The sequence below is a fragment of the Pseudomonas sp. UF-293 genome (assembly GCF_058245595.1).
The window spans coordinates 354980-378518 of the sequence record NZ_JBSICA010000003.1; the positions used below are offsets into that span (position 1 = coordinate 354980).

The 23539-nt window shown below is 57.8% G+C and carries 20 protein-coding genes; 10 read left to right on the forward strand and 10 right to left on the reverse strand.

All coding sequences use genetic code 11. From position 1 onward, the window contains the following. Positions 1-11 precede the first annotated feature (11 nt). The gene (locus AC4IHP_RS06345) at positions 12-1352 is read left to right on the forward strand and encodes a c-type cytochrome (protein ID WP_490831215.1); all 1341 of its coding nucleotides are present in this window, start codon (positions 12-14) and stop codon (positions 1350-1352) included. Between the two features lie 60 nt (positions 1353-1412). After that, positions 1413-2549 (forward strand): metallophosphoesterase, encoded by a 1137-nt coding sequence (locus AC4IHP_RS06350; RefSeq protein WP_490831216.1) that lies wholly within the window; start codon positions 1413-1415, stop codon positions 2547-2549. A 76-nt stretch (positions 2550-2625) separates the two neighbouring features. Here the strand turns inward: AC4IHP_RS06350 and AC4IHP_RS06355 are convergent, their stop codons facing one another. The 8 genes from AC4IHP_RS06355 to AC4IHP_RS06390 all read right to left on the reverse strand — a co-directional run bounded on the left by AC4IHP_RS06355 (position 2626) and on the right by AC4IHP_RS06390 (position 10276). Continuing rightward, on the reverse strand, positions 2626-3576 hold the full coding sequence (locus AC4IHP_RS06355) for an aldo/keto reductase (RefSeq protein ID WP_490831217.1): 951 nt from the start codon (positions 3574-3576) through the stop codon (positions 2626-2628). Positions 3577-3635: 59 nt separating this feature from the next. After that, positions 3636-4379, reverse strand: coding sequence for an SDR family oxidoreductase (locus tag AC4IHP_RS06360; protein WP_490831218.1), 744 nt, complete (start codon positions 4377-4379; stop codon positions 3636-3638). Positions 4380-4469: 90 nt separating this feature from the next. After that, positions 4470-5045 (reverse strand): cyclophilin-like fold protein, encoded by a 576-nt coding sequence (locus AC4IHP_RS06365; protein ID WP_490831219.1) that lies wholly within the window; start codon positions 5043-5045, stop codon positions 4470-4472. A 250-nt stretch (positions 5046-5295) separates the two neighbouring features. After that, on the reverse strand, positions 5296-6270 hold the full coding sequence (locus tag AC4IHP_RS06370) for an alpha/beta hydrolase (RefSeq protein ID WP_490831220.1): 975 nt from the start codon (positions 6268-6270) through the stop codon (positions 5296-5298). 339 nt (positions 6271-6609) lie between these two features. Further along, a complete protein-coding gene (locus AC4IHP_RS06375) occupies positions 6610-7020 on the reverse strand; it encodes a DUF1330 domain-containing protein (protein ID WP_490831221.1) in 411 nt (136 codons plus the stop codon). Positions 7021-7059: 39 nt separating this feature from the next. Continuing rightward, positions 7060-7473: a putative quinol monooxygenase gene (locus AC4IHP_RS06380; protein WP_490831222.1), complete on the reverse strand. Its 414-nt coding sequence runs from the start codon at positions 7471-7473 to the stop codon at positions 7060-7062. 466 nt (positions 7474-7939) lie between these two features. After that, complete coding sequence (locus AC4IHP_RS06385; protein ID WP_490831223.1) at positions 7940-9208, reverse strand: tyrosine-type recombinase/integrase; 1269 nt, start codon at positions 9206-9208, stop codon at positions 7940-7942. Between the two features lie 153 nt (positions 9209-9361). Continuing rightward, positions 9362-10276 carry a LysR family transcriptional regulator gene (locus AC4IHP_RS06390; RefSeq protein ID WP_225926638.1) on the reverse strand — a complete coding sequence of 305 codons (915 nt, stop codon included), beginning with the start codon at positions 10274-10276 and terminating at the stop codon, positions 9362-9364. 270 nt (positions 10277-10546) lie between these two features. On the opposite strand from AC4IHP_RS06390, the gene AC4IHP_RS06395 reads away from it, so the two are divergent. The 4 genes from AC4IHP_RS06395 to pgm all read left to right on the forward strand — a co-directional run bounded on the left by AC4IHP_RS06395 (position 10547) and on the right by pgm (position 16790). Continuing rightward, a complete protein-coding gene (locus AC4IHP_RS06395) occupies positions 10547-11569 on the forward strand; it encodes a zinc-dependent alcohol dehydrogenase family protein (protein ID WP_460119398.1) in 1023 nt (340 codons plus the stop codon). Positions 11570-12118: 549 nt separating this feature from the next. Beyond that, positions 12119-13585: a hypothetical protein gene (locus AC4IHP_RS06400; protein WP_460119396.1), complete on the forward strand. Its 1467-nt coding sequence runs from the start codon at positions 12119-12121 to the stop codon at positions 13583-13585. A 49-nt stretch (positions 13586-13634) separates the two neighbouring features. Next, the gene (locus tag AC4IHP_RS06405) at positions 13635-15035 is read left to right on the forward strand and encodes an aminotransferase-like domain-containing protein (RefSeq protein WP_490831224.1); all 1401 of its coding nucleotides are present in this window, start codon (positions 13635-13637) and stop codon (positions 15033-15035) included. A gap of 108 nt (positions 15036-15143) precedes the next feature. Then, on the forward strand, positions 15144-16790 hold the full coding sequence (pgm, locus tag AC4IHP_RS06410) for a phosphoglucomutase (alpha-D-glucose-1,6-bisphosphate-dependent) (protein ID WP_460119392.1): 1647 nt from the start codon (positions 15144-15146) through the stop codon (positions 16788-16790). A 54-nt stretch (positions 16791-16844) separates the two neighbouring features. On the opposite strand, the gene AC4IHP_RS06415 is transcribed toward pgm, so the two are convergent. Then, entirely contained in the window at positions 16845-17540 is a 696-nt protein-coding gene (locus AC4IHP_RS06415) for a pirin family protein (protein WP_016774845.1), read from the reverse strand. A 257-nt stretch (positions 17541-17797) separates the two neighbouring features. On the opposite strand from AC4IHP_RS06415, the gene AC4IHP_RS06420 reads away from it, so the two are divergent. After that, positions 17798-20272, forward strand: coding sequence for a UvrD-helicase domain-containing protein (locus tag AC4IHP_RS06420; RefSeq protein WP_490831225.1), 2475 nt, complete (start codon positions 17798-17800; stop codon positions 20270-20272). A 49-nt stretch (positions 20273-20321) separates the two neighbouring features. Here AC4IHP_RS06420 and AC4IHP_RS06425 read toward each other — a convergent pair whose 3' ends face one another. Continuing rightward, on the reverse strand, positions 20322-20594 hold the full coding sequence (locus tag AC4IHP_RS06425) for a DUF1652 domain-containing protein (protein ID WP_038862172.1): 273 nt from the start codon (positions 20592-20594) through the stop codon (positions 20322-20324). 265 nt (positions 20595-20859) lie between these two features. Here AC4IHP_RS06425 and AC4IHP_RS06430 point away from each other — a divergent pair, with 265 nt between their 5' ends. Genes AC4IHP_RS06430 through AC4IHP_RS06440 form a run of 3 tightly spaced genes read left to right on the forward strand, consistent with a single transcriptional unit; the run spans position 20860 to position 23510 of the window. Then, positions 20860-21675: a helix-turn-helix domain-containing protein gene (locus AC4IHP_RS06430; RefSeq protein ID WP_460119388.1), complete on the forward strand. Its 816-nt coding sequence runs from the start codon at positions 20860-20862 to the stop codon at positions 21673-21675. Positions 21676-21727: 52 nt separating this feature from the next. Beyond that, positions 21728-23134 carry an NAD(P)/FAD-dependent oxidoreductase gene (locus tag AC4IHP_RS06435; RefSeq protein ID WP_490831226.1) on the forward strand — a complete coding sequence of 469 codons (1407 nt, stop codon included), beginning with the start codon at positions 21728-21730 and terminating at the stop codon, positions 23132-23134. A 31-nt stretch (positions 23135-23165) separates the two neighbouring features. Then, the gene (locus AC4IHP_RS06440; RefSeq protein WP_024013066.1) at positions 23166-23510 is read left to right on the forward strand and encodes a cupin domain-containing protein; all 345 of its coding nucleotides are present in this window, start codon (positions 23166-23168) and stop codon (positions 23508-23510) included. The last annotated feature ends 29 nt before the right edge of the window (positions 23511-23539 follow it).

Below are 23539 nucleotides of genomic sequence, written 5' to 3' on the forward strand. Positions count from 1 at the left end.
AGGAATGGTTCGTGAATAAAACTATAAAGTATCTGCTGCCAGCAGGCATCGTCGTGGCAGCTGGCTTGGGCTGGTTTGTCAATCGCACGCCATCTTCGCCTTTTGCTGATGAGACAGCTCCCCCTTCGACAGATGCACAACTTGTCCAACGCGGTGAATATGTTGCCAGGCTGAGCGACTGTGTGGCCTGCCACAGCACGCCAAAAGGTGCGCCGTTTGCCGGCGGGTTAGAGATGGCGACCCCGATGGGGTCGATCTATGCCACCAACATTACCCCGGACAAACAAACGGGCATCGGCAATTACAGCCTGGCCGACTTCGATCGCGCAGTACGCAGCGGAGTCGCGGCTGACGGGCACAGGCTATATCCGGCTATGCCGTACCCATCCTATGCCAAGCTCAGCGACGATGATGTGCGGGCGCTTTATGCGTTCTTCATGGCCGGCGTTAAGCCGGCGCAGCAGCCGAATCAGCAAAGCCATATCCCTTGGCCGCTCAACATGCGCTGGCCGCTGGCTTTGTGGAATACCGCGTTTGTCGATGACGGTGCCTATCAGGCTAAGCCGTCAGAGGATGCGCTGTGGAACCGCGGCGCCTACATCGTTCAAGGCGCGGGGCATTGTGGCAGTTGCCATACCCCGCGCAGTTTGACGATGAACGAGAAGTCGCTGGACGAAAGCAGTTCCACTTTCCTGAGTGGTTCGCTGCTCGATGGCTGGTACGCGCCGAGCCTGCGCCAGGATCCGAACACTGGATTGGGTCGCTGGAGTGAGCAAGAGATAGTCGACTACCTGAAAACCGGGCGTAACGCTCACAGCGTGGTTGTGGGCACCATGGCTGAGGTCTTCAACAACTCGACGCAGTACATGTCTGATCCAGACCTGAAGGCTATTGCGCATTATCTGGTGTCGTTGCCGGGCGACCCAAAGCGTGACGGGCCACCATGGAATCCCGCTGCCAAACAGATGGCTGAACAACCTCAGTTGTCAGCACCAGGGGCAGGCAACTATATGGCCAAGTGCAGCAGTTGCCATGGAATTGACGGCAGCGGGCAGGCGCCATGGATACCTCCTTTGGCAGGCGCATCTTCATCGATGGTCAAGGAAAGCGCGACGAGCATTAATGCCACCTTGAACGGTTCCGAACGTGTCGTTGCCAATGGCATTCCGGATTCGTATCGCATGCCCCCGTACCGCAACCAACTCTCTGATCAGGAAGTCGCCGATGTACTGACGTTCGTTCGCACCTCTTGGGGAAATCAGGGAGGGGCAGTGAAGGCTGACGAGGTGAAGGAGTTGCGTGAGCGAACCAATCCGGCCAGTAGCAACCCGATCATTCTGCAGATGCGCTAAGAGAGAGTTGGGCGAGGGTCTGACCAAGATCCTCGCCATAGACAAGGGAGTCAGCGGGCTATGAGTTACGAGTTTGTGTTTATTCGCTCGGTCGTGTTGACGATCATCATAGGCTTATTTCTACTGGTCACGGGCCGTGCGGCGCGTAAACGGGGTTGCATCGTGGCGTTTTGGGTTTTCGTCGCCGTGGTACACCTGATCTGGTGGGGGCTACCTGAACTCAAGGGAGCATGGAGCGAAGCTGGGCGCTGGATTGTCAGTGCCTGGGTAGGCACGGTGCTGACGGCAGCGTTACTGATTCTGCCAGTCGGGCTGTTTCTCATTGGGCGTCGCCTGTTCGGTCAACACTCGACCACCGGCGTACGCGTACCTCTGATTTTCGTCACAACTTCAGTGATCGCTGGGGTCGGTGTGAGCTTTGGCACCGTAGGAGGGCCAGTGGTTCGTGAAGAGGTGGTTCAGGTGAATGGACTGCCTGAAGGTTTGGACGGACTGCGAATTGCTAACATAGGTGATGTCCATATCGGTCATTTCATCGTACCCGAGGACTTCGCCCAGGCCATCGACATCGTCAATTTGCGTAAGGTGGACTTGCTGGCGATTACGGGGGATCTCATCGACGATCTCAGCCAACTGGAGCCGACGCTGGACGCCTTGGAGAGAAGTAACGCTCTGCCTGTGCTCTCCATCCTGGGCAATCATGACAAGTACCCTAACGAAGCCGCCGTAGTCGCCGCCTTGCGTGCGCGCAACCCTCGTATCCAGGTACTCATCAATGACAGTGTTGTAGTGCACCCGCGCGGCGTGCCGTTGCGCATCGCCGGCGTCGATTACCCGCTCGCCTCGGATGGACGACACATGCTTCCACGGGACGAGCAGGATGCTGCCATGCGCAGGTTCGCAGACCAGGCGTTCGCCGAGGCGTTGCCTGGCGATACGCTCATTGCGCTGTCGCACCACCCCGAGTTCTTTCCTATCGCGGCTGCGCGGGGTGCTGTATTGACCCTGGCCAGCCATACGCACGGCGGACAGGTACGGCTTTTCGGGCGGCCCGTGATCGTCGCTTACGACTATATGCATGGGATCTATCGCGACGGGGCGGCGTCCCTCGACGTCACTTCCGGATTGGGCCACTGGCTACCCTTGCGTATCGGTGTACCGCGGGAAATTTCGATCATTACGCTTCGGCGGGCATGATCCAGGCGGAACTCGAGTCAGGAGAGCTGAGAGGCTCGCATCAGGAGACGGGCGCCGATTTGGACGCCCGGGCAGTTCAGGGAACGTTGTGACCTGCCGCGCGGATCAGCCCGTACCATTCGGGGCGGGTGAGCGGGATATTCGAGCCCGCAGCTGCCTCGACGAGGCGCTCGGGTCTCGTGGTACCCAGCACTACTTGGATGTTGGCGGGGTGACGAGTTATCCAGGCTGTCGCGATCGCGGTCGGAGTGACGTCGTACTTCTCAGCCAATCGTCTGAGTTCGGCATTCAACTGCGGGTAGTCGGGAGAGTCGAAGAACACCCCATCCTGAAAAGCTTTCTGGAATGGTGACCACGCCTGCAGAGTAATCTTGTTGATCCTCGCATAGTCGACGATGCCGCCGCCGTCACGAGTGATTGAGTCGTCGAAGCCGGTCATGTTCGACGATAGACCCTGTGCGACGATCGTCGAGTGCGTCAGCGAAAGCTGGACCTGGTTCGCCAGGATCGGCTGAGTCACGGCAGTCTTGAGCAAATCGATCTGACGGGGAGTATGGTTGGAAACGCCGAACGCGCGAACCTTGCCTGTGGACTCCAGATAGTCGAACGCGCGGGCGACTTCTTCCGGCTCCACGAGTGCGTCAGGACGGTGCAGCAGTAGTACATCCAGGTAGTCGGTACCCAGCGCTTTCAGCGACCTTTCGGCCGATTCCACGATGTGCCCGTAGGACTGATCGTAGTGCCACGGGTCGTCCACGATGCTGGTCTTGGACTGGAGGAAAATCTGCTCGCGCTCAGCACTGCTGAGTCGCAGCGCCTCGCCGAATCGGCGTTCGCACAGATGCGGGCCACCGCCGGGATGGTTGAATCCGTAGAGGTCAGCGTGATCGAAAAAATTGACGCCCGATTCGCGCGCCGTGGTGTAGAGCGCGCGGATCTGGTCATCGGTGCTGCCGGCGATGCGCATCATGCCCGCGACGACGTTGGGAACCCGAGTATTGGTTGATCCTAGTAGTACGGTCTTCATGAAAGCTCCTTATCAGGGCAGTTGTGGGCTGTCGGACACCTTGCGTGACTGCAATGTACTCACCAAGGCTGGTTCGCAGGGCCAACTGTGAACTCGTTGATTGTCGTGTCATCGGGCTGGTCGATTGCGAAGGCGACAATGTTGGCGATCCGGTCTGGAGAAATGCCGTACTTGTCGTAGATGTCCTGCATCTGGTCTAGCGCCTGCTTATCGCTGATTGTCGCCAGCAGTTCAGTGTTGACTGCGGCCGGGTAGATCGTCGCGGTGCGAATGTTATTGCCCTCCATGGCGGACTCCATGCGCAAGACTTCCATGAAGTCGCGCACGAACCACTTCGTCCCGCCGTAAACGGCACCGCCCGGATAGGCCTTGAGCCCCGCTACTGACGAGGTGGTGATGACGTGCCCGGACTTCCGTGCCAGGAACTCGGGCAGCACGGCCGCCACGCCATTCAGAACACCTTTCACGTTGACATCAATCATCTGGTGCCAGTCTTCGGTCTTCAGGGCGGACAGCGGCGAGTTCGGCATCAGTCCTGCATTCAAGAAAATGACGTCCACACGGCCGAATGTGTCTTTGGCCAGTTGAACGATGCTGTCGTTTTCGTCTTGCTTCGTCACATCCAGCATCTGATAAACCACCTGGCCTCCGCTCAGGAGAATCTCGTCCGCGATCTGCTTGAGCTTGTCTTCACGTCGCGCGCCGAGCACGATTTTGGCGCCTTTGCTCGCGAGCAGCTTGGCGGTTGCCTCGCCGATTCCGGATGATGCGCCGGTGATGATGACTACTTTGTCTTTGATCATGATTTCTCTCTCTGGATTCGGGCTGCGAAGGAGGTGCCCAGATGATGAGGCGGTATTTCAGGTCGGTGTTGAGCGCGGAGGATTACTTTGTTAGCGCACGCGCTCTTGGGAGAACACCACCCGAACATCGCTACGGCCGAGCGCCTGGGCCAGGCCAGTCGGATCGTCCACGCGGCCCAGACGCGTGTATGAGTAAGCTGAGTCGAAGGTCTTGTAAAAGATGACCACCGTGCGCGATCCCCAAAGCATCAGGTCTCCGTTGCGGATCGTGCCGGGCCGGGTCTCACTGGTGGGCAGCGCGTCAGGCAGTTCTTTTTTCTTCTCGTTGCCGTGGAGGTCCTCCATGTCCAGTGTCAGCGGCAGCGTGGCGGCGAATGCGCGAGTGGCCTCGTTGTCGGCCAGCGTGATGGCGAAGCGACGTTCCCCGACGGTCATCCACAGCCTTGATTCATCCGATTTCTTGGGTGCCTGAGTGACATCGTGCTCAGCGGCCACAGGCGGTGCAGTGCTGGCGGCGTAAACGGGGTGACCACTGCACAGGGCAAGGAGAAGCAGCGGCGTTCCAAGCTGTTGCATGGCTCGCCGGAACCAGTAATGCCTGCGGCTTGCAACTCCAAGAGAGGAGGGAGTGCAGCCTGCACCGACGTCAACTTTTTTGCTCTGCATGTTGTTCTCCTTGCAATGCGGAAATGGCCAAACACGTTGCCGCGTCTGCACTTGAATTCGTAGCTTGGAGCGCGAGTTCGCGCAGCAGTTTGGCGCAGATGCCCCTCCGCGAGTGGTCTATAGCCAGTTCTGATTGCGATCCTCTAGAAAGCCAGAACTGCTGAGTGGCATGAATCCATCCATAGGGCGCGTCACCCCGCTCGGTCGCATCCAGGCGCATTGTCCGCCTGGATGCGACTGCCTCAAGACGTCAAACGGCGCTTGCCGCCGTGGCCAGGTGCTGCTTGAAAAAGGTCGTCAGCTTGTCGAAAGGAATCACGTCCACTCGGTCGTACAGGTCGGTGTGGCTGGCCTCTGGAATGATCATCAGCTCCTTCGGCTGCGCCGCTGCCGCGTAAGCGGTTTCGCTGAAGTAGAGCGAGTGGGCGTTTTCACCGTGGATGAACAGGACCGGGCGTGGAGAAATTTCCGCGATGTAGGTCAGGATTGGCATGTTCATGAACGACAGAGGGGTAGTGATCGTCCACGAGTTGCCAGAGTTGACCGCGCGCGGATGGTATCCGCGGTTCGTGCTGTAGTAATCGTGATAATCGACCATGAACTGGGCTTCACCACCCTTCAGTTCGTTGTAGGGGGGCTGGTAAGCAGGGACTCCATTTTCCGCGTCGACCCAACGCTGTGCGTTCAGTTGTTCGAGCCCTTGCGTGCGCTGATCGAGGGTTACGCTATCGTTGTAGCCCTTGGACATGACGCGCGTCATGTCGTACATGGTGCTTGCGACAACTGCCTTGACGCGCTTATCCAAGGCCACGGCATTCAGCGCCATGCCACCCCAACCGCAGATGCCGATGACGCCAATCCGCTCGCGATCAACGGAGGGTTGCAAGCCAAGAGCATCAACTGCCGCGCTCACATCCTCGGTGTTGATGTCTGGCGAGGCGACGTTGCGCGGCTCGCCGCTGCTTTCCCCGGTGTAGGATGCATCGAAGGCCAGCGTGACAAAACCGCGCTCGGCCATGGTGTGCGCATAGAGCCCGGAGGACTGCTCCTTCACCGCGCCAAACGGGCCACAGACGACGATAGCTGCCAGCTTTGCGCTGGTGTTTTTCGGTTGGTAAAGATCGCCTGCCAGGGTGATGCCATAGCGGTTTGTGAAGGTGATCTTCTTATGGTCCACGTTGTCGCTCTTGGCGAAGGTTTTGTCCCATTCCGGTGTCAGTTGCATGTGCTTGCCTTACATGTAGTTGAGATTGTTCCTGCCAGCCTGAATACCCGTCGAACAGCGGAGGCTTGTCCTGTGCGTCATAGGCTTTTGAACCATGGGGAACATGTTTCGCAAATGACGTCGCCCGTCGGGATCGGCTTTGCCAACTAATGTATGCCTGTCACTGCCCCAAAACATCGCAGGAAATTGCAAGCATCTATGCATGCTATTGGATAATCGAATTTTGTAACCCAAGCAGTTCCGAATGGGAATCTAGCGGCGAAGATTTGGATTGGCATAGGGTGGCCCGGTGAGTTGTTGACCTTCGGACAGACCGAGTGGCGTTGGCTAATGAACAAGTCACTCCGGCTCGCCTCCGACGATATAGGCATCGGTATGGCCTGATTGCTGCCGGAAGGGCCGGATCTTGGCGTACTCAGGTGAGTTATACCAAGCACGAGCCAGTTCAAGGCTATCGAACTTGATGATGATCAAGCGATGACTCGGTGGATTGCCCTCAAGCGGACTAACTCCGGAAGCGCGCACTATGTATCGTCCGGTGTAGCGCTCAAACGTTGCATCCACTTGCTCACGGTATGGCTTGATTCCCTCCGGGTCGGTCAGTTCGAATTCAGCAACATAGTAGGCAGGAGCGCTTCCTTTAGACTGTTGGGCCAGCGGAGTTGGCGTCTGAGCTTGGGTAATGGAAGCGCCAAGTGCCAAGATTACAGTCGCGACGGCCATATGAAATGCGCACTTATTCAACTTCATGGGTCATGCTCCTTCACCAAATTGAGGTGACGTTGATCGTCAGTCAGGTTGTAGTGCTTTTGCGCTGAGTTGGATGGGCTGTGTTTCGATCAGCTTGCGCGACATGATCATTGGCTGTGTGATCGCTACGTATTTCTTGAAGTGCGGGGATTCGATGTGTGCTCGATAGGCTTCTTCACTGGCGTAAATCTCGAAAAAACGAAGACTATTGGGCTTTCCCCTTTCCGCCACTGAGTAGATGGCGAGCACGCCGGGTTCAACACGGATGGATTCTTCCATCTCTTCCCTGACGGCCACCTTGTAGGCTTCAAGCTGTGTCGGATCTATCACTAATTCGGCAATGCGTACAACGGTCGTGGAAGCCTCTTGTGCCTGCACCGTATATGCTCCGAGGCTACCTGTCATGCCAGCGAAAAGTACTGCCTGCAGGAGTCGGTTTCTGTTCTTTGTCATCTGATATCTCCTTGGGTCAATGGCGGCTGATAGCTGCGCCGGGTTAACTTTTCGATCATCGAGAGTGTTATCAGTCTTGCGGGTATTTCTCCAGCTCGCAAACAATCCGGCGGGTGCCGCTTCGCTGCTATTTGACGTTGCGATGGTACCGTCCCCGAAGGCATGGCGAGCCGGCGCCTCTCAGCCGATATTCGCTGGGTTGTCGCGGCGACGAGTTATCTGGAGTGGTTCGGAGCGCCCAAACATCCGGGTGGCCTGTCGAGTCACCGAGGCATCAGCAGTCTTTTGAAAAAATTATTGGGTTATCGGTGGGAATCGTGAAGGACGGATGGCTCCGCCTGGCGCTTTCGAAATAGGACTCGTTGGAAGATAGCTTTCATTTACTATTCGAGCCGACGACAACTGCCAACGGGATTGCGCTTACTTATTGATTTCATTAGTGAGGTTAATCCCCTGAGCTTGAAGGTCAATCCGACGCGACCCGCTCTGCATTTTGCCGCAGCTGGTCTAAGTAGTTCGCCCACTCTTGGGCAGCCTCCCTGCGTTGCGCTAACAGTTGCGCACGTGCATACACAGCTCCAAGGGCTCCTGGCATTCGGTGAGATAACGAAAGTTCGAGCACGATTGGATCGATACCCAAGTGCTCGTGGGCAATGGTTCTGTAGGTCGCGCGAAAGCCGTGGGCAGTGATGTCGTACTCTGGCCAGATGCGCTGAAAGGACTTGAGCATAGAGGTCGGATTTATGGGGCGTCCCGGATAGACCGGCGAGACGAACACCCAGCCTTTTCCTTCTTCATCCACCACGCGGGTTTTATGTAGCTCGCGTAACAGAACCAAGGCTTGTTCAGGCAACGGCACGATGTGTTTGCTCTTGTCCAGATGCTTGGTCTTGCTCACCACATAACGCCAATCGGCGCCCACCAAGTCGACATCTTCCCAGCGCATCTGCACCAGTTCGCCTGGGCGGACCGGCAACATAACCAGCAGGCGCATTGCGGCGGCAACGCTGCCGTCGTTGCAGTCATCCAGACGCAGGAGAAACCTGCCTAGGTCGGCTGGCCTTTCAATCGCTGGGTTGCTAGTCACGACATGGCGGATCTTCAACTCCTCAATGTTGCTGAGCGCTACATTGCGTTCTACCCAGCCGCGCCCCTCGGCAAAGCCCAGAACGGCACGGATGATGGTACGCACGCGCCGGGCCATTGCCATGGTGCGCTGGCGGCGCAAATCGGTAATGATTGTGGTGATGTGCTCCAGCTTGATCTCGCTGATTGGTTTTTTACCAATCGCAGGCAAGATGTGGTTGTTCAGCGCTCCGTTAAACCCCGAGATGGATTTGGTCACCAGTTCGGCAGACTTGAATGCCAACCATTGCTTGGCCACGTATTCGAAGGTGCGCACCTCGTTGAGGAGTTGCGCCTCGATTTTGGAGGTCTTGGCCTTGAGCGGGGCGGTGTGGTTCGCCACGTCGCGGCGTGCGCCGCGGGCAATGTCGCGCGCTTCTTTCAGACCGATGTCAGGGTAAGCGCCGATTGAGAAACGGTTTTCCTTGCCATGCAGCCGATACTTCAATCGCCAAACCTTGGACGGGGATTTGCCGACCTTACTTGACGCCCTTACCTCCAAGTAGAGGCCAGGGACTTCGCCATCGGCGTGTTTGCCGGGTTCGGTCAGTGAGCGGATCAAGGCATCGCTGAGTTTTCGTTTGAAAACAACCGCATTATCTGGGGGCATCGGTGGGGGCATCCGTTTTAAGGAACCGAAATTTGCCCCCAATTATGCCCCCATGAGCCGTGGAATTCATTGGATTTCGACAGGCGGCAGTAGACTTAAATTATCAATAACTAGTTGTTATAAAACGGGTTTATGGAATTTAGTGGAATTCAATCACAGGCTATCGGGGTCCCCAAAAAACATCTGAATCCGCGACCTCAACCACCGCTCCCCCGGGTCGTTGTCCTGCGATCCGCGCCAGGCCATATGCAATTCAAACGTACGCGTCGGCAGCGGCGGGTCTTCAGCACGCAGGCCGCCAGCCGCTGTCAGTGCGTCCGCCGTGTAATCCGGCACTGTCGCGACGATATCGGTGCCTGCGAGCAGCGTGCCTAATCCGTTGAACTGCGGTACCGCCAGCACGACGTGGCGTTTGCGTCCGAGTTTTTCCAGTTCTTCGTCGACGAAACCACTGAGATCGCCAGCAAACGACACCAGCGCGTGCGGTCGCGCGCAGTAGTCGTCCAGGCTCAGCGGCCCCGGCACGGTGTCGGCGCGCAGCAGCTTCGGTGCGCTGCGGCGCAGGACCTTGCGTTTGGCGTTGGCCGGCAGGTCGGTGGTGTAGCTGACGCCGATCGAAATCTCGCCGGAGGCCAGCAGGCCCGGCATCAATATGTAATTGACCCGCCGCACCACGAGGACGATGCCCGGTGCTTCGGCGCGCAGGCGCTTGAGCAGCATCGGCAGCAGGGCGAATTCGACGTCGTCGGACAAACCAATGCGGAATACCGACGTGCTGGTGGCCGGATCGAAATCGGCGGCACGACTGACCGCTGTAGAGATCGAATCAAGGGCGGGCGAGAGCAGGGCGAAGATTTCCACCGCGCGGGCAGACGGTTCCATGCTGCGGCCGGTACGGACAAATAGTGGATCGTCAAACAGGCTGCGCAGACGCGACAGCGCCGCACTGATAGCCGGTTGGCCGAGGAACAATTTTTCCGCGGCCCGAGTCACGCTGCGTTCGTGCATCAATGTTTCGAACACGATCAGCAGGTTCAGGTCGACACGACGCAGGTCATTACGATTCATCTGGAGTCCTGGCAGAGTCATCAAACTTGACGAGGGCGGCCATATGAGAACAATGGCCGGCATGAATCTTACGGGGAAAGGCTGGTACTCTGCACCGGAAAATTCAGCTTTACTGCGACGGTGGCAGGCCTTTTTTCATGGATTTTGCCAATGCCGCCCTTGATGCGGAATCAATGACAGGCATGTCGACTATTAATAGCCACTGATGGTCTTGGGTCAAAAGCCCAGATAGAGTTCATGGCATTAGAGGTTACTTTGACGAGGTTTGCGATGTCCCGCACGATCCGTTTTCACAAGTTTGGTCCGGCCGAGGTGCTCAAATGCGAAGAGCATGCGGCTGCTCAGCCAGGTCCTGGCGAAGTGCAGGTGCGTGTCGAGGCAATCGGCATCAGTTGGTACGACACCCTGTGGCGCCAGAACCTGGCGTCGTCCCAGGCACGTCTGCCTTCGGGCCTCGGTCACGAAATGGCCGGCGTCGTCACGGCGGTGGGTGCTGACGTAGATGACCTGTCCGTCGGCGACAAAGTGGCCAGTTTTCCGGCTGAAAGCCCGAACGATTACCCCGTGTACGGTGAGGCGATCGTTCTGCCCCGCACGGCGCTGACCCGCTACCCCGACGTGCTCAGCCCGATCGAAGCCAGCGTGCATTACACGCCGCTGCTGATCGCCTACTTTGCCTATGCCGATCTGGCGCGGGTCAAACCCGGGCAATTTGCGCTGGTGACTGATGCCAGCCACTGCGCCGGTCCGTCGTTTGTCCAGTTGGGCAAAGCGCTGGGTGTGCGAGTGATCGCGGCGACCAAATCGGCGGAGGAGCGTGAGTACCTGCTGTCCCTGGGCGCGGAAAAAGTCATCGTCACCGAAGAAGAAGACCTGTTGATGCGCATCAACAAGATCACCGATAACCGCGGCGTCGATGTGGTTTTCGATGGTCTGGGCGGCCCGCAGATGTCCTTGCTCGGCGATGTACTGGCGCCGCGCGGCAGTCTGGTTCTGTATGGTTTGCAGGGCGGTAACCAGACACCGTTCCCGGCGTGTGCAGCGTTTCAGAAGAACATCCAGTTCTTCGTCCACTGCATTGGTAACTTCACCGGCAAACCGGAGTTGGGCATTGTTCAGGACCATGTCGCTCTGCAACGTGCCTTGCGTGACATCAACCAGTTGACGGCCGACCGTGTGTTGCTGCCGTTGAAGACCCGAGTATTTCCGTTCAACGAGTTCGTCGAAGCGCATCGCTACATGGACGAATGCCCGTGCCGCGAGCGGGTAGCCTTGCAAGTTGAGCCAGCGTAAATCCGGCCATCAGAGTCCGTGGCCTCACGGACTCTTTTTGTTTATTTCTGTCCAGTCTGTAAACCTTTCCTGCTATCGCGCTCTTGACCACTTCAGCAACTGAACTGGTTTTTGCTCTATATCTGTATCTTCCAATCGTATTCCAACTGCTGATAATTGAATGATTACTTTCATCTCAAGGAATGAGCTATGGCTGTGCATTCAATTTGTCTTCGGCAATATCAAACGGCTAGCCCGCTTGGCTTCGTCAATTTCTGTTTAATTGCTGTAGGGCGATTCCGAAGTTGCGTCTGTTTTTCTTGTAATGAATCTTCGTGGGACGTTGTGGGAAGTTTCCTCAGATTAGTTGTCGCTAGAAAAATGCATGCAAAAACAACGTGTTAGGAAATTAGCTTGACCGCAAACGGTTTTTTCGCAGGTCAAGTGTTTCAAATAACTACAACTTTGTAAGTGTTAGCATTTCAGCGTCTATTACTTATTGATCCAATTTGTCGGGCGCACACTGTCCAGTGCATGCGACATGAAATTTTCTATACCGGGTAAATACCGATGAGCACGATCCACGATCAGGCAATGAATTATGTCTATCAGCAAGTTTTGCAGCGTTTGCTGAGTTTCTTTTCCCGCGCCGAGCGCACAGCCTTGCAGTTACTGATCCAGCGCCTGGTCGTGGCGGCCGGCGGAATGGACAACGTCGGACAGTTCAAGGTGCTTGTGCATCAGTCTGGCTCGCGTGACAGCTGCTACACCCTGGCTTTGCTTCGTGCAGCGCAGTTGACCATTGCCAGTCGCGCCCCTGCTACATTCCAGCTGCGCGTTGCTACCCTGCGCTGGAACGGTGACAGCCCAGGCAACCTGCAAAACCTGCATCGCAGCTTCAGCGCACTATTTCTCTATGACGACCCCCGGGTCGAGTTGCTGATGGTGGATAACCGCGAGGTGTTGCCATTCGACCATCGCACGGCCGTCAGCAACGACGGTCATGAAGCCAGCCGGGTCAATCTGCTGCTCGTAGGGCACTGCCGTACCTGGATTGAGACCCCCGAATTGTGGGATGACGCTTACCTGGCCACTGCCGAGTACTACAGCCAGATCGCCCGCTGGAATAATGGCGTCGACGCCATGATCAGCACTGAAACCAGAAGCAGTCAGCGGCATTTCCTCGAGGGCCTGAACCGTGCGATGCAGAGAGTGGCGATTGCAGGCCCCGGGCTGGTTCAGAGCGGATTCGAAGCGCTTTTTCCATTGCTCGACGGGCTTGGTGACGATTTCTATCGCGAGCTACGTTCAGATGATGAGCGCACCGTCTGGCGCCCTGAGGGTGAATTCGAAGCCTGCCGTCGCACCAGTTTTATCGACATCAACGACATGATGGTTGGCAAGCTGGAGGATCGCTGGCCGTTATTGGGCGAATTTCTTGGGTTTGAACCGGATGATCTCGCGCTGTATCAGGGCGAAGCGTTATTTGCCGATCCGCTGATTTCAGCCCATGTAAGAGGCTTGTACGCGCAATTCATCGAGGGGAGAGCATATCAAGCGGGAGTCGACGACTACGCCCGCAATACCTTGGCCGACCTGCGCCAAAAACAAGCGGCCGAGCCCGTCTGCGAACACTTGATGTGCAGTTTTGAAAATGTCGGCGGGCCAGAGCAACTGCGAATACTGGCAGATGATTACCTGCTCAATGGTTTCGGCTTGAACGAAACTCAGTTGGTCTGCCTGTTATTCGCACCGTTTATCGACGGCGGCAAAGGTCTTGAAAGGTTTTTGCGTAATTGTCATCCAGGCATGCTGGTCGCGATGCCGGATCTGCACCGGGCCATGCAGGGCTTGCATGCTCCCGAGCAGGTGTTGAAATGGATGACCGAAGTCAGTGGGTTGCCCGTCAGGCTGATCACCCGTCTCTATGCGATGGGGCCTGTTCAGTTGTGCTCGCCGACCGAATTCGCCTCTGACGACCTGGAAGCCTGCGAGGTGGGCGCCGTGTCACACGTCGAGCGGTCGACGGAACGCTGACGGTGAGACAAAGGTCGGGCCGAAAACCCCTGTCCATGGAATCGAGGTTGTGAAGGGCGCACGGGAACATGATTTTGTTTACCAGTCGGTTTATCGGTATCTGACAACGCTGATTGACGATGCCGCTGGGCATGCAGCAGTGCGCATGCCCTCGTTACGCCAACTGGCCGACCGGCTGAATGTGTCGATCTCGACTGTGCAATACGCTTATGCGTTGCTCGAAAAAGAAGGCCGGGTCTATTCCATAGCCAAATCAGGTTATTACGCTCAAGCGCTATTCAGCCTGGACGTGCCCGATGATGGCAGTGATCTGCTGGAGACTGTTTACGTCAACGCGAGACGCCCCGGCATGTATGTTTTGAGCGCTGACGAACCGGCGTCGTTACAACCGCTGGACAGTCCTTTGATGACGTTGGAGCGTGAACTCTTGCGCCAATACCCTCGCCAGCTTCAGACCCTCGTGCAGCCTTGCGGGGAACTGGAGCTTCGAGTTGCCCTGGCAGCGCGGTACACCTGTTCAACGGCGAATTATTGGCATGCCGATGATGTTTATATTGGTGCTGATCTGCGCGGAGTTCTGGAAATTCTTATTTCGGTGCTCGAATTGCGTGAAGCCGTCGTCGTTGTTGAATCGCCCTGTGACTGGGTGATCTTGCGTCTGCTCGAGTCGTGCGACGTGCGTGTGATCGAGTGGCCTTCGCTGGTCGAGGGCGAGGTTGATCTGCGGGCACTGGAAATGTTGCTCAGGCACGAGCCGGTCCGTCTGGTCGTTCTGTCTTCGGTGTTGAGCCTGCCCCAAGGCTGCGGTTTTAGCCAGGCGCATCAGCAGGCGATCGCGAAGATGCTCGAGCGATATGGCATCTGGGTGCTGGAAAACGACTGCTACAGCGAGCTTGATGAGCGCACCGATTCGCAAAGGTTACGTAACTGGCTGGATCCGGATCGCTTGCTGGTGTTTTCCAGCTTCGAGAAATTCATTGGTGCGGAAGCGCCATTCGGCTTCGTTCTATCGCGGCATTGGCGCAACGAGTTGCAACGGCATTTCCTGTTCCGCGCGTTTCGCCTGTCGCCTATTCGACAGAAAGCGATTGCCAGGCTGTTGAGCGGGGGGCGGCTCGATCAGCATCTCTTGGTGCTGCGACGTATGCTCCGCGAGCGCCGTTCCTTGTTGATCCATGTGTTGCGTGAACGGTTGGGCGATGCGCTGCAGATTGTCGAGCCACAGGGCGGGGCGACGGTGTGGGTGCGTTCGGTGCGAGCGGTCGATATGGCAAATGTCTTCCAGCGACTGCTCAAACAACAAATCATCGTGGCGCCGGGCGAGCTGTTCAGTCTGCACGGCTTGCATGCCGATCATCTGCGGTTGAGCGCGCTGAATCACGGCGAGCGGGATTTACCGGATGTCGTCGGTTTGCTCGGCGACGCCTTGCGCCTGTCTGGCGCTCGATAACGTTAAAAAACATCGGAAGTGTTTCGGATACATCCCGTCGCACAGTGGTCAAACTGCCAGTAAACTGCGCAGCATTTCCTGAACCACTCCGATTTCAGAGGTTTTTGCATGACACTCAGTCCTTTTGCGGGCAAACCGGCACCGGCAGAACTGTTGGTCGACATCCCGCGACTGGTTACGGCCTATTACACCGGCCAGCCTGATGCATCGATTTCGACCCAGCGAGTGGCGTTCGGCACCTCCGGCCACCGCGGCAGCTCCTTCGATTTGAGTTTCAACGAATGGCACGTTCTGGCCATCAGCCAGGCGATCTGCCTGTATCGCGAAGCCCAGGGCATCACCGGCCCGCTGTTTGTCGGCATCGACACCCATGCATTGTCGACCCCGGCCGGTGCCAGCGCACTGGAAGTCCTCGCCGCCAACGGCGTCACCGTGATGATCGCCGAAGGCGATGAGTACACGCCGACCCCGGCGATTTCCCACGCCATTCTCTGCTACAACCGCGGCCGCACTTCCGGCTTGGCTGACGGTATCGTCATCACGCCGTCGCACAACCCGCCACAAAGCGGTGGCTACAAATACAACCCGACCAACGGTGGCCCAGCCGATACCCACATCACCAAGTGGATCGAAGCCAAGGCCAACGAACTGCTGGCGAACAAACTGGCCGGGGTCAAACGCATCAGCTACGAGCAAGCGCTCAAGGCCAGCACGACCCATCGCCACGATTATGTGAACACCTACGTTGCCGACCTGATCAACGTCATCGATTTCGATGCGATCCGCGACGCCAAGCTGCGTTTGGGTGTCGATCCGCTGGGCGGAGCAGGGGTGCGCTACTGGTCGGCCATTGCCGAGCACTACCGTCTTGACCTGGAAGTGGTGAATAAACAGGTCGATTCAACATTCCGCTTCATGACCGTCGACTGGGACGGCCAAATCCGCATGGACCCATCGTCCAGCCACGCGATGCAGGGCCTGATCGGCCTGAAAGAACGTTTTGACGTGGCGTTCGCCTGTGACCCGGATCACGACCGCCACGGTATCGTTACGCCGTCCGGCGGCCTGCTCGCACCGAACAATTATCTGGCGGTGGCGATCGATTATCTGTTCCAGAATCGTCCGCAATGGCGCGCTGATGCCGCCGTGGGCAAAACCGTGGTCAGCAGCGGCCTGATCGACCGCGTGGCCAAGCGTCTGGGCCGTCGCCTGTACGAAGTGCCGGTCGGTTTCAAATGGTTCGCCGACGGTCTGTTCGATGGCTCGCTGGGTTTTGGCGGTGAAGAAAGCGCTGGCGCCTCGTTCCTGCGCAAGGATGGCGGCGTTTGGAGCACTGACAAGGACGGGCTGATTCCAGCCTTGCTCGCCGCCGAAATGACGGCGCGCACCGGCCGCGATCCGAGTCAGGCCTACCGCGCACTGACCGAGGAACTGGGCGAACCGTTCTCGGTGCGTGTCGACGCCAAGGCCAACCCGGAGCAGAAGGCGCTGCTGAGCAAGCTGTCGCCGGAGCAGGTCACCTCGACTGAGCTGGCAGGCGAGAAGATCCAGAGCATCCTCAGCCATGCACCGGGCAACGATCAGGCGATTGGTGGTCTGAAAGTCATGACCGAGAACGGCTGGTTCGCCGCGCGTCCTTCGGGCACTGAAGACATCTACAAGATCTACGCCGAAAGCTTTATCGGCGATGACCACCTCAAGCAACTGGTGGCCGAAGCGCAGACGTTGGTGGATGGCGCTATTTCCACTAAGTGATGCGCACATAAGAAAGGGCAACCGTAATGGTTGCCCTTTTTTATTGCCTGCAGATCAAGCCAGGTCGACCAGTACGATTTCGCTGTCCTCGATCGCCGTGACTGTCAGCACTTGCTCGTGGGCCACCGCCACACCGTCACGCGCTTGGGCACGCAAGCCATTGACCTCGATCACGCCAGTGGCCGGAACCAGATAGGCGCGACGTCCCTCGTCCAAACGGTATTCGGCTGTTTCACCGGCCTTGATGTTCGCCGCCACCAGACGCGCATTTGCCCGAATGTGCAGGCTCTCATCGTCGCCGTCCTTGCCGCTGGCCAATGTGACAAAACCTTCGCGCTCGCCTTTGGGAAACGGCTTGGCTCCCCACGACGGCGGTGCACCGGTTTCGGTCGGCAGAATCCAGATCTGGAAGATCTTGGTTTCCTTGTCTTCCAGGTTGTACTCGCTATGAGCGATGCCGGTGCCGGCACTCATTACTTGGACATCGCCGGCTTCGGTGCGGCCCTTGTTGCCGAGGTTGTCCTGGTGGGTGATGGCACCTTCACGCACGTAAGTGATGATTTCCATGTCGCGGTGCGGATGCTGCGGGAAACCGGTGCCTGCGGCGATGATGTCATCGTTCCACACGCGCAGGTTGCCCCAGCTCATCCGCTGCGGATCGTAGTATTCGGCAAAGGAAAAGTGGTGATGCGCGTCCAGCCAGCCATGATGGGCGCCGCCCAGCGAACTGAAGGGTCTGAGTTCAAGCATGATCGTCTCCTAATAAGGGTCGTCAGGGGGCGGACCCCGTGGTTGATGACGACGATCATCTATCAGCCAATCATCGATAAAAAGCGCAAAAACTGCCGCATCATGATCAGATTATTTGATGGGAATATGCCTCGAAATCGTCTCATCCGACTTTCAATTCGTCGCCTAAACCGATGACCTGTAAGCATTTCGCTAGAACTGGACGGCAAATCCAGACACCATAGCCGCCAAAGCCTCACACCCTGGAGTCCGTCAGCGTGGCGCACCACACCCCCGATCTTCCTCCCGAACTTCGTCCACTGGCCGAGATGCCCTGGTTCAAGCGTCTGGCCGCGCGATTCTTTGGTCACGGCCTGACAAAACTGCGCGCCCAGCACCGGGCATCGTGGCTGCACGGGCAAGCCGACGGATTCCGCAGTGGCCACACCGCTGGTGTCGAATACGGTTTCAAGGAGGGCAAGCTTGAGGGATTGGAGGAAGGCCGTCAGGTGCTGCTGATTCGCGACAGCCGCAACACAGAGCATCGCGCACCCGGCGTCGATAACAACCTGTTCGATGACTGGCGCCTGCCGCTGACGGCGGAGCTGAAGAAGCGCATCAAGGCTGATGTCGCCCGTTTGCTCCCGGCCCACGCCCAGCCCAGCGCGGCACAGTGGAAAATGATTTTCAGCGATACGCCGTCCACCTCGGTGGTCGCCGGTGCCGGCGCCGGCAAGTCGACCACGCTGGTGCTGCGCATTCTGTTGCTCAGCCATTATCTGGGTTTTGAGATGGATTCGATGACCGTGGTGACCTTCACCCGCGAATCGCGCAAGGACTTCATCAATAAACTCATCGAAATCTTCACGTTGTGGGGCCAGCCGGTGAACCTCAAGCAGGCCCGCGAGCTGGTTAGAACCTTTCACTCACGCATCCTGCCGATGGTGCGCAGCCTGCCGGGCTTCGAGCGTTTGCAGGCCTTCGAAAACCTCAATGATCGCCCGCAAAGCGGCGCAGAGGAAGTCGACAGCAATCCGTTTGACCTGCGCATCAACGACGCGCAGCGGCAGCAACTCAATGCCTGCTATCACCGCCTGTTCAAAGAAGACGAGCGTTTCCGCGAGTTGATCCAGCCGCTTTCCCGTGCCGGATTACAGTTGAAGGAACTGGAGCGCGATCACCCTGATGTGCAGAAACGCATGGCGGTTACCGAACTGGCGGCCAAGCGCGATGAAGAACTCTGCGATGTGATTGAAGATTTATGGTTTCGTGCAGGGGCGTGGCCCATCAAAGGCATCGAGCCGAATCGGCAGGCCTTCGAAATCAATGGCTCGAAGTTCCACGCTCATGGCTATATTCCCAGCCTCGATGCCTGGGTGGTACTCGGCTTTGATCCCAAGGAAAACGCCCAGCTGACTCGGCCCAACGCCAAGTTGAGTATCCGCGCAGAATGGGCCGTCAAGCGCACCCTGTTTCAAGCTTTCTGCCGTAAGCCATTGATATGGATAGATAGTTACGAGTCATCCAGACGCGTTCTTGCCACGTTGGCCGGCGATGCCAGTGCCGGTCCCGGCTTTGATTACAAGGTCAAAGGCGAGCTGGCATCCGCGCCATTGCTCGATTGTTTCGTCGGCGCAGCAGGCTTTATCGAAAACCTGGGCCTGGATGTGCCGGACGCGGTCAGTCGGATGAGCTTCGCCAAGGACGATCCCGATCGCTTTTTCTTTGAAGCCTTGAGCCTGTTCTGGCGTGCATTTGAAGATCACTTGCTCGATCAGAAACCGCCAGTGATGACCTACAACCGCATGTTCGCGTTGTTCAGCGAGCACTCGCCGGAAAACCTCAAGTTGCTCAGCGACGATCTGCTGCGACCGATGGCGCATTTGATGATCGACGAATTCCAGGACGTATCGCCGCAGATCGTTTCGTGGATTCGTGCCAGCCTCAATGAAATCCGCAGCCGTGGTCCGGCCATGCACGTCGGGCGAGGGGCGCAGCGTTCGTCGCTGTTGTGTGTTGGCGATGACTGGCAATCGATTTACGGTTGGCGCGGCAGCTCACCGAGCTACTTCATGGAGTTCAACAAGGAGTTTCCCTCGCCGAGCACCACGCGGGTGATGCTCAGTGACAACTATCGCAGCCATCAGCACATCATCGACGCCGCCGAACACATTGTCCGTGCAGCGCCGGCAATCGCAGGCAAGAAGGCCAAGGCCAGTGGTGAGCCCAAGCCGCTTCACCCGGTCAATGTGCTTGAACGGGATGATGAAGCATTGGCTCAGCGCCTGGCCGAGCATTACCGGCGGGGCGATTCAATCCTGATGCTGTATCGAAAAAGCAGCGATAAGTTATTGATTGAAAAGCATATTCAGCCATTACTTAATGTGGATTCGAGCTTGCCCTATGAGGCGCGGCGGCTGAAACAGCTCACCTATCACAGCGCCAAAGGCTTGCAGGCTGATGCGGTATTCCTGCTGGGTGATTGCCAGCATCTGACCAGTTCACCGTACAAGAACCAGGTGTATCGCATGGCGGGACTGGGCAAAAGCGGCGATAGCGAGCCGTACGACACTGCGCAAAAGGATGAAATCCTGCGCCTTGCCTACGTTGGTATCACACGCGCCGTCAGCCATTGCTATTGGTACGTCGAACCGCAGGAAACCCAAGCGGTAAACATGCCCAGGGCATCGGATCGAGTTGCCAAGGGCAAGCCCTTCTTCGTCGACCATCGAAGCGAAAAGGCCAGCGCCTGAGCAATAAAAAGCCCGCAATGCTGCGGGCTTTTTGTTTTAAATCAGATGGTTATGCGTAGTTCTTGAGAGATTCCGGAGGAGTGAAGGCTTCCAGCTCATCCTCGATGGCTTCGATCATGCGCTCGACGTCCGCCGCGTTCATCACCGTTGCGCAGGGTATGCCGGCGATGGCGATCATGGTTTCGCCGCTGGCACGATCGAACAGACGGGCGATCATGCTGCCCGGCGCATCCATCGTCGCCTCAAAACCCATGGGATGAAAATGCCAGCGCATCAGTTGGCATGCATTTGGAAAGGTGACTTTGCTGAACCCTTTATTCATGGTGTTGCCCGCCTGCTTCATCGAGCGCTTCCTTTTGCTCATGTTAGGTGGGAAGAGCCTTCATTGGCTCAACCAGTGCTTGAGCTTTAAAAGTAGCATCCGTGTATGAAAAAACTGTGAGTTTTTTCAGTCCGTTTAGCGATTGATTCGCATTTTTTGATGTAAGTCACTGGCTCATCGAATATCGCCAAAACGCCACCATGGATTTTTCATTGAAGCGGCAGAGGAAGTTGGGCAAGCTCGGTTCTTTTTTGCCGAGCCGCTTATGCACGCCGATGACGACGGCCCAGAACAGACCCAGGCCACGGCCGCCACGGTCATGCGCTATCACCTGAGCTGGAAACACCGGGATCTGGACAGCGTGATGGCGCTTTATCACGCCGATATCCAGTACAACGATTTCTTTCAGAACCGCGTACTTGCTCTGGATGAGCTGCGCGAATATGTGCGCGTGAGCATGCCGCGAGAATCCGACGAACTGCTCGAGCATTGCGACCGAATCCGGGTGGATGGCAACACCGCGTTCATTCAGTACGAGGTGACCTTGCGCGGCGGCGATGGTCTGGTGTCGTTCCGTTCCAGCGAAGCGATCACGGTCAAGGACGGTTTGATCTGGCGCGTCAACGAATACGCCTCGCTGGTGCGTACCCAAGCCGACGGCAGTTCGGCACCGAGTCAGCGGCCGGCGGTCAGTCGTCTCGGTCTGTCACCGCGCCAGCTGAGTTTCATGGCCGAAGACCTGCAGCAGTATTTCGAAAAGCAGCAACCTTATCTGGATCCAGAGCTTGACCTGCAACGGGTGGCGAAGGAGTGCGGGTACAGCCGCAATCAGATTTCCTATCTGCTCAATCAGGTGCTCGGGCAAAGCTTTTATCGCTACGTCAATCAGGCGCGCCTGCAGCATTTGCTGCGGGCGCTGGACAGCGCCACGCCGCCGCTGCGTGTCGACGAGCTGGCGTTTGCCGCCGGCTTCAACTCGCTGTCAGCGTTCTACAAATGCTTTCGCGAGCACACCGGTCAGTCGCCCAAGGCCTACGCCAAACAAATTTCTCTGCGGGCACGCGCGCAAGACATCCACTGAAGGCAGCCACTAGGATCGACGCCATCGAAGGTTTTCAGTGGCGGAGTCTGGCATGTCGGCGTGGCGCACGATCAGTTTATGGATGGATCAGCTCGATGAGCCCCTGCTGGCGCGGCCTGCGCTGGAGCGGGACCTGGACGTCGACGTGGCGATCATCGGCGCCGGTTACACCGGATTGTGGACGGCGTATTACCTGAAGAAACACGCGCCAGGCCTGGATATCGCCATCATCGAGGCGCAAACCGCCGGGTTTGGTGCTTCCGGACGCAATGGCGGCTGGCTGATGGGTAACTTGCTGGGCGAGGATCGCTTGCTCGCAGGCTTATCGCCGCAACAGCGGCGGGCTTCGTTCGATCTACTGCACAGCATTCCTGACGAGGTAGAGATCGTCCTTGAACGCGAAGGCATCAACTGCGATTACCGCAAGGGCGGGGTGCTTTACTGCGCCGCGCGATACCCAGAGCAGGAAGCCGTTCTGCGCGATTACCTGAGCAAGCTGCACGCGCAAGGCCTGACTGACGACGATTACCGCTGGCTCAGCCCCGAGCAACTGGCCCAGCAGATCCGTGTGGCGAAACCCTATGGCGGCATCTTCGCCCCCCATGTCGCGACCATTCACCCGGCGAAACTGGTCCGTGGTCTGGCGCGAACTGTGCAGAACATGGGCGTGAAGATCTACGAAAACAGCCCGGTCACCCAGTGGCAATCCGGCAGTTTGCGCACTGCCAAGGCCAGCGTGCGCAGCCGCTGGATCGTCCCGGCCGTGGAAGGTTATTCGGTGACGTTGCCGCCACTCGGCCGTTATCAATTGCCGGTGCAGAGCCTGATCGTCGCCACCGAGCCGCTGTCCGCTGCGACATGGGACGAAATCGGCCTCAATCGCGGGCAGGCCTTCAGTGAATTCAGCCGTCAGGTCACCTATGGCCAGCGCAGTGCCGACAACCGCCTGATTTTCGGCGCCCGTGGCGGTTATCAGTTCGCCGGCAAGCTGCGTCACGACTTCAACTTGACCCGCGACGAAGTCGAACTGCGCCGTTATTTGTTCGGCGAACTGTTCCCGCAACTGAAAAACGTGCAGATCACCCACGCCTGGGGCGGCAACCTCGGCATGTCGCGGCATTTCAAGCCACACATGCTTTGCGACCGCGCCAACGGCATCGCGTTGTCCGGCGGCTACGGCGGCGAGGGAGTTGGTGCCAGCAACCTCGGCGGCCGGACGCTGGCCGATCTGATTCTTGAGCGCGACAGCGAGCTGACCCAACAACCGTGGGTCCTGCCCGACGGTGGCATTCATGCGCTGCGTGCCTGGGAGCCAGAGCCATGCCGCTGGCTCGGTTACAACGCGATCATCAAAAGCTTCGTGCACGAAGACCAGACCCTGGCCAATCCCGCGACCGCACCCTGGCGGCGCAAGCTCGCCAGCCGGGTGGCCGGGTTCATGGAAGGTTTCATGCACTGAACTTCGTTTACCTCAATAAACAGGACACGCCATGAGCATCACCCAATTCAAGAACACCGCCACGCTTGAGCTCGAGGAATCCAACCCGGTCGCCGTACCCCTCGGCGAACCCGTCGCCATTGCCTCGACCACCAGCGTCGAGCGCGACGACGGCGTGGAAACCGGCGTCTGGGAGTGTACCCCCGGCCGCTGGCGGCGGCAGATCACCGCGCAGGAGTTCTGCCATTTCATTTCCGGGCGTTGCACCTTCACCCCCGACGGTGGCGGCGAAACCCTGCACATACAAGGCGGCGATGCACTGATGTTGCCAGCCAACACGCTCGGGATCTGGGATATCCAGGAAACCGTGCGCAAGAGCTACGTGCTGATTTTCTGATTGTTTGATCCTTTGATTGCCTGCCAACA

What these genes read in the sequence shown, in the direction of transcription:
- AC4IHP_RS06365 (WP_490831219.1), bottom strand. Translation starts at nt 5,045, where the DNA reads ATGCAGAGCAAAAAAGTTGACGTCGGTGCAGGCTGCACTCCCTCCTCT.
- AC4IHP_RS06350 (WP_490831216.1), top strand. Translation starts at nt 1,413, where the DNA reads ATGAGTTACGAGTTTGTGTTTATTCGCTCGGTCGTGTTGACGATCATC.
- AC4IHP_RS06395 (WP_460119398.1), top strand. Translation starts at nt 10,547, where the DNA reads ATGTCCCGCACGATCCGTTTTCACAAGTTTGGTCCGGCCGAGGTGCTC.
- AC4IHP_RS06440 (WP_024013066.1), top strand. Translation starts at nt 23,166, where the DNA reads ATGAGCATCACCCAATTCAAGAACACCGCCACGCTTGAGCTCGAGGAA.
- AC4IHP_RS06390 (WP_225926638.1), bottom strand. Translation starts at nt 10,276, where the DNA reads ATGAATCGTAATGACCTGCGTCGTGTCGACCTGAACCTGCTGATCGTG.
- AC4IHP_RS06360 (WP_490831218.1), bottom strand. Translation starts at nt 4,379, where the DNA reads ATGATCAAAGACAAAGTAGTCATCATCACCGGCGCATCATCCGGAATC.
- AC4IHP_RS06430 (WP_460119388.1), top strand. Translation starts at nt 20,860, where the DNA reads ATGCACGCCGATGACGACGGCCCAGAACAGACCCAGGCCACGGCCGCC.
- AC4IHP_RS06385 (WP_490831223.1), bottom strand. Translation starts at nt 9,208, where the DNA reads ATGCCCCCAGATAATGCGGTTGTTTTCAAACGAAAACTCAGCGATGCC.
- AC4IHP_RS06400 (WP_460119396.1), top strand. Translation starts at nt 12,119, where the DNA reads ATGAGCACGATCCACGATCAGGCAATGAATTATGTCTATCAGCAAGTT.
- AC4IHP_RS06425 (WP_038862172.1), bottom strand. Translation starts at nt 20,594, where the DNA reads ATGAATAAAGGGTTCAGCAAAGTCACCTTTCCAAATGCATGCCAACTG.
- pgm (WP_460119392.1), top strand. Translation starts at nt 15,144, where the DNA reads ATGACACTCAGTCCTTTTGCGGGCAAACCGGCACCGGCAGAACTGTTG.
- AC4IHP_RS06355 (WP_490831217.1), bottom strand. Translation starts at nt 3,576, where the DNA reads ATGAAGACCGTACTACTAGGATCAACCAATACTCGGGTTCCCAACGTC.
- AC4IHP_RS06380 (WP_490831222.1), bottom strand. Translation starts at nt 7,473, where the DNA reads ATGACAAAGAACAGAAACCGACTCCTGCAGGCAGTACTTTTCGCTGGC.
- AC4IHP_RS06415 (WP_016774845.1), bottom strand. Translation starts at nt 17,540, where the DNA reads ATGCTTGAACTCAGACCCTTCAGTTCGCTGGGCGGCGCCCATCATGGC.
- AC4IHP_RS06370 (WP_490831220.1), bottom strand. Translation starts at nt 6,270, where the DNA reads ATGCAACTGACACCGGAATGGGACAAAACCTTCGCCAAGAGCGACAAC.
- AC4IHP_RS06375 (WP_490831221.1), bottom strand. Translation starts at nt 7,020, where the DNA reads ATGAAGTTGAATAAGTGCGCATTTCATATGGCCGTCGCGACTGTAATC.
- AC4IHP_RS06435 (WP_490831226.1), top strand. Translation starts at nt 21,728, where the DNA reads ATGTCGGCGTGGCGCACGATCAGTTTATGGATGGATCAGCTCGATGAG.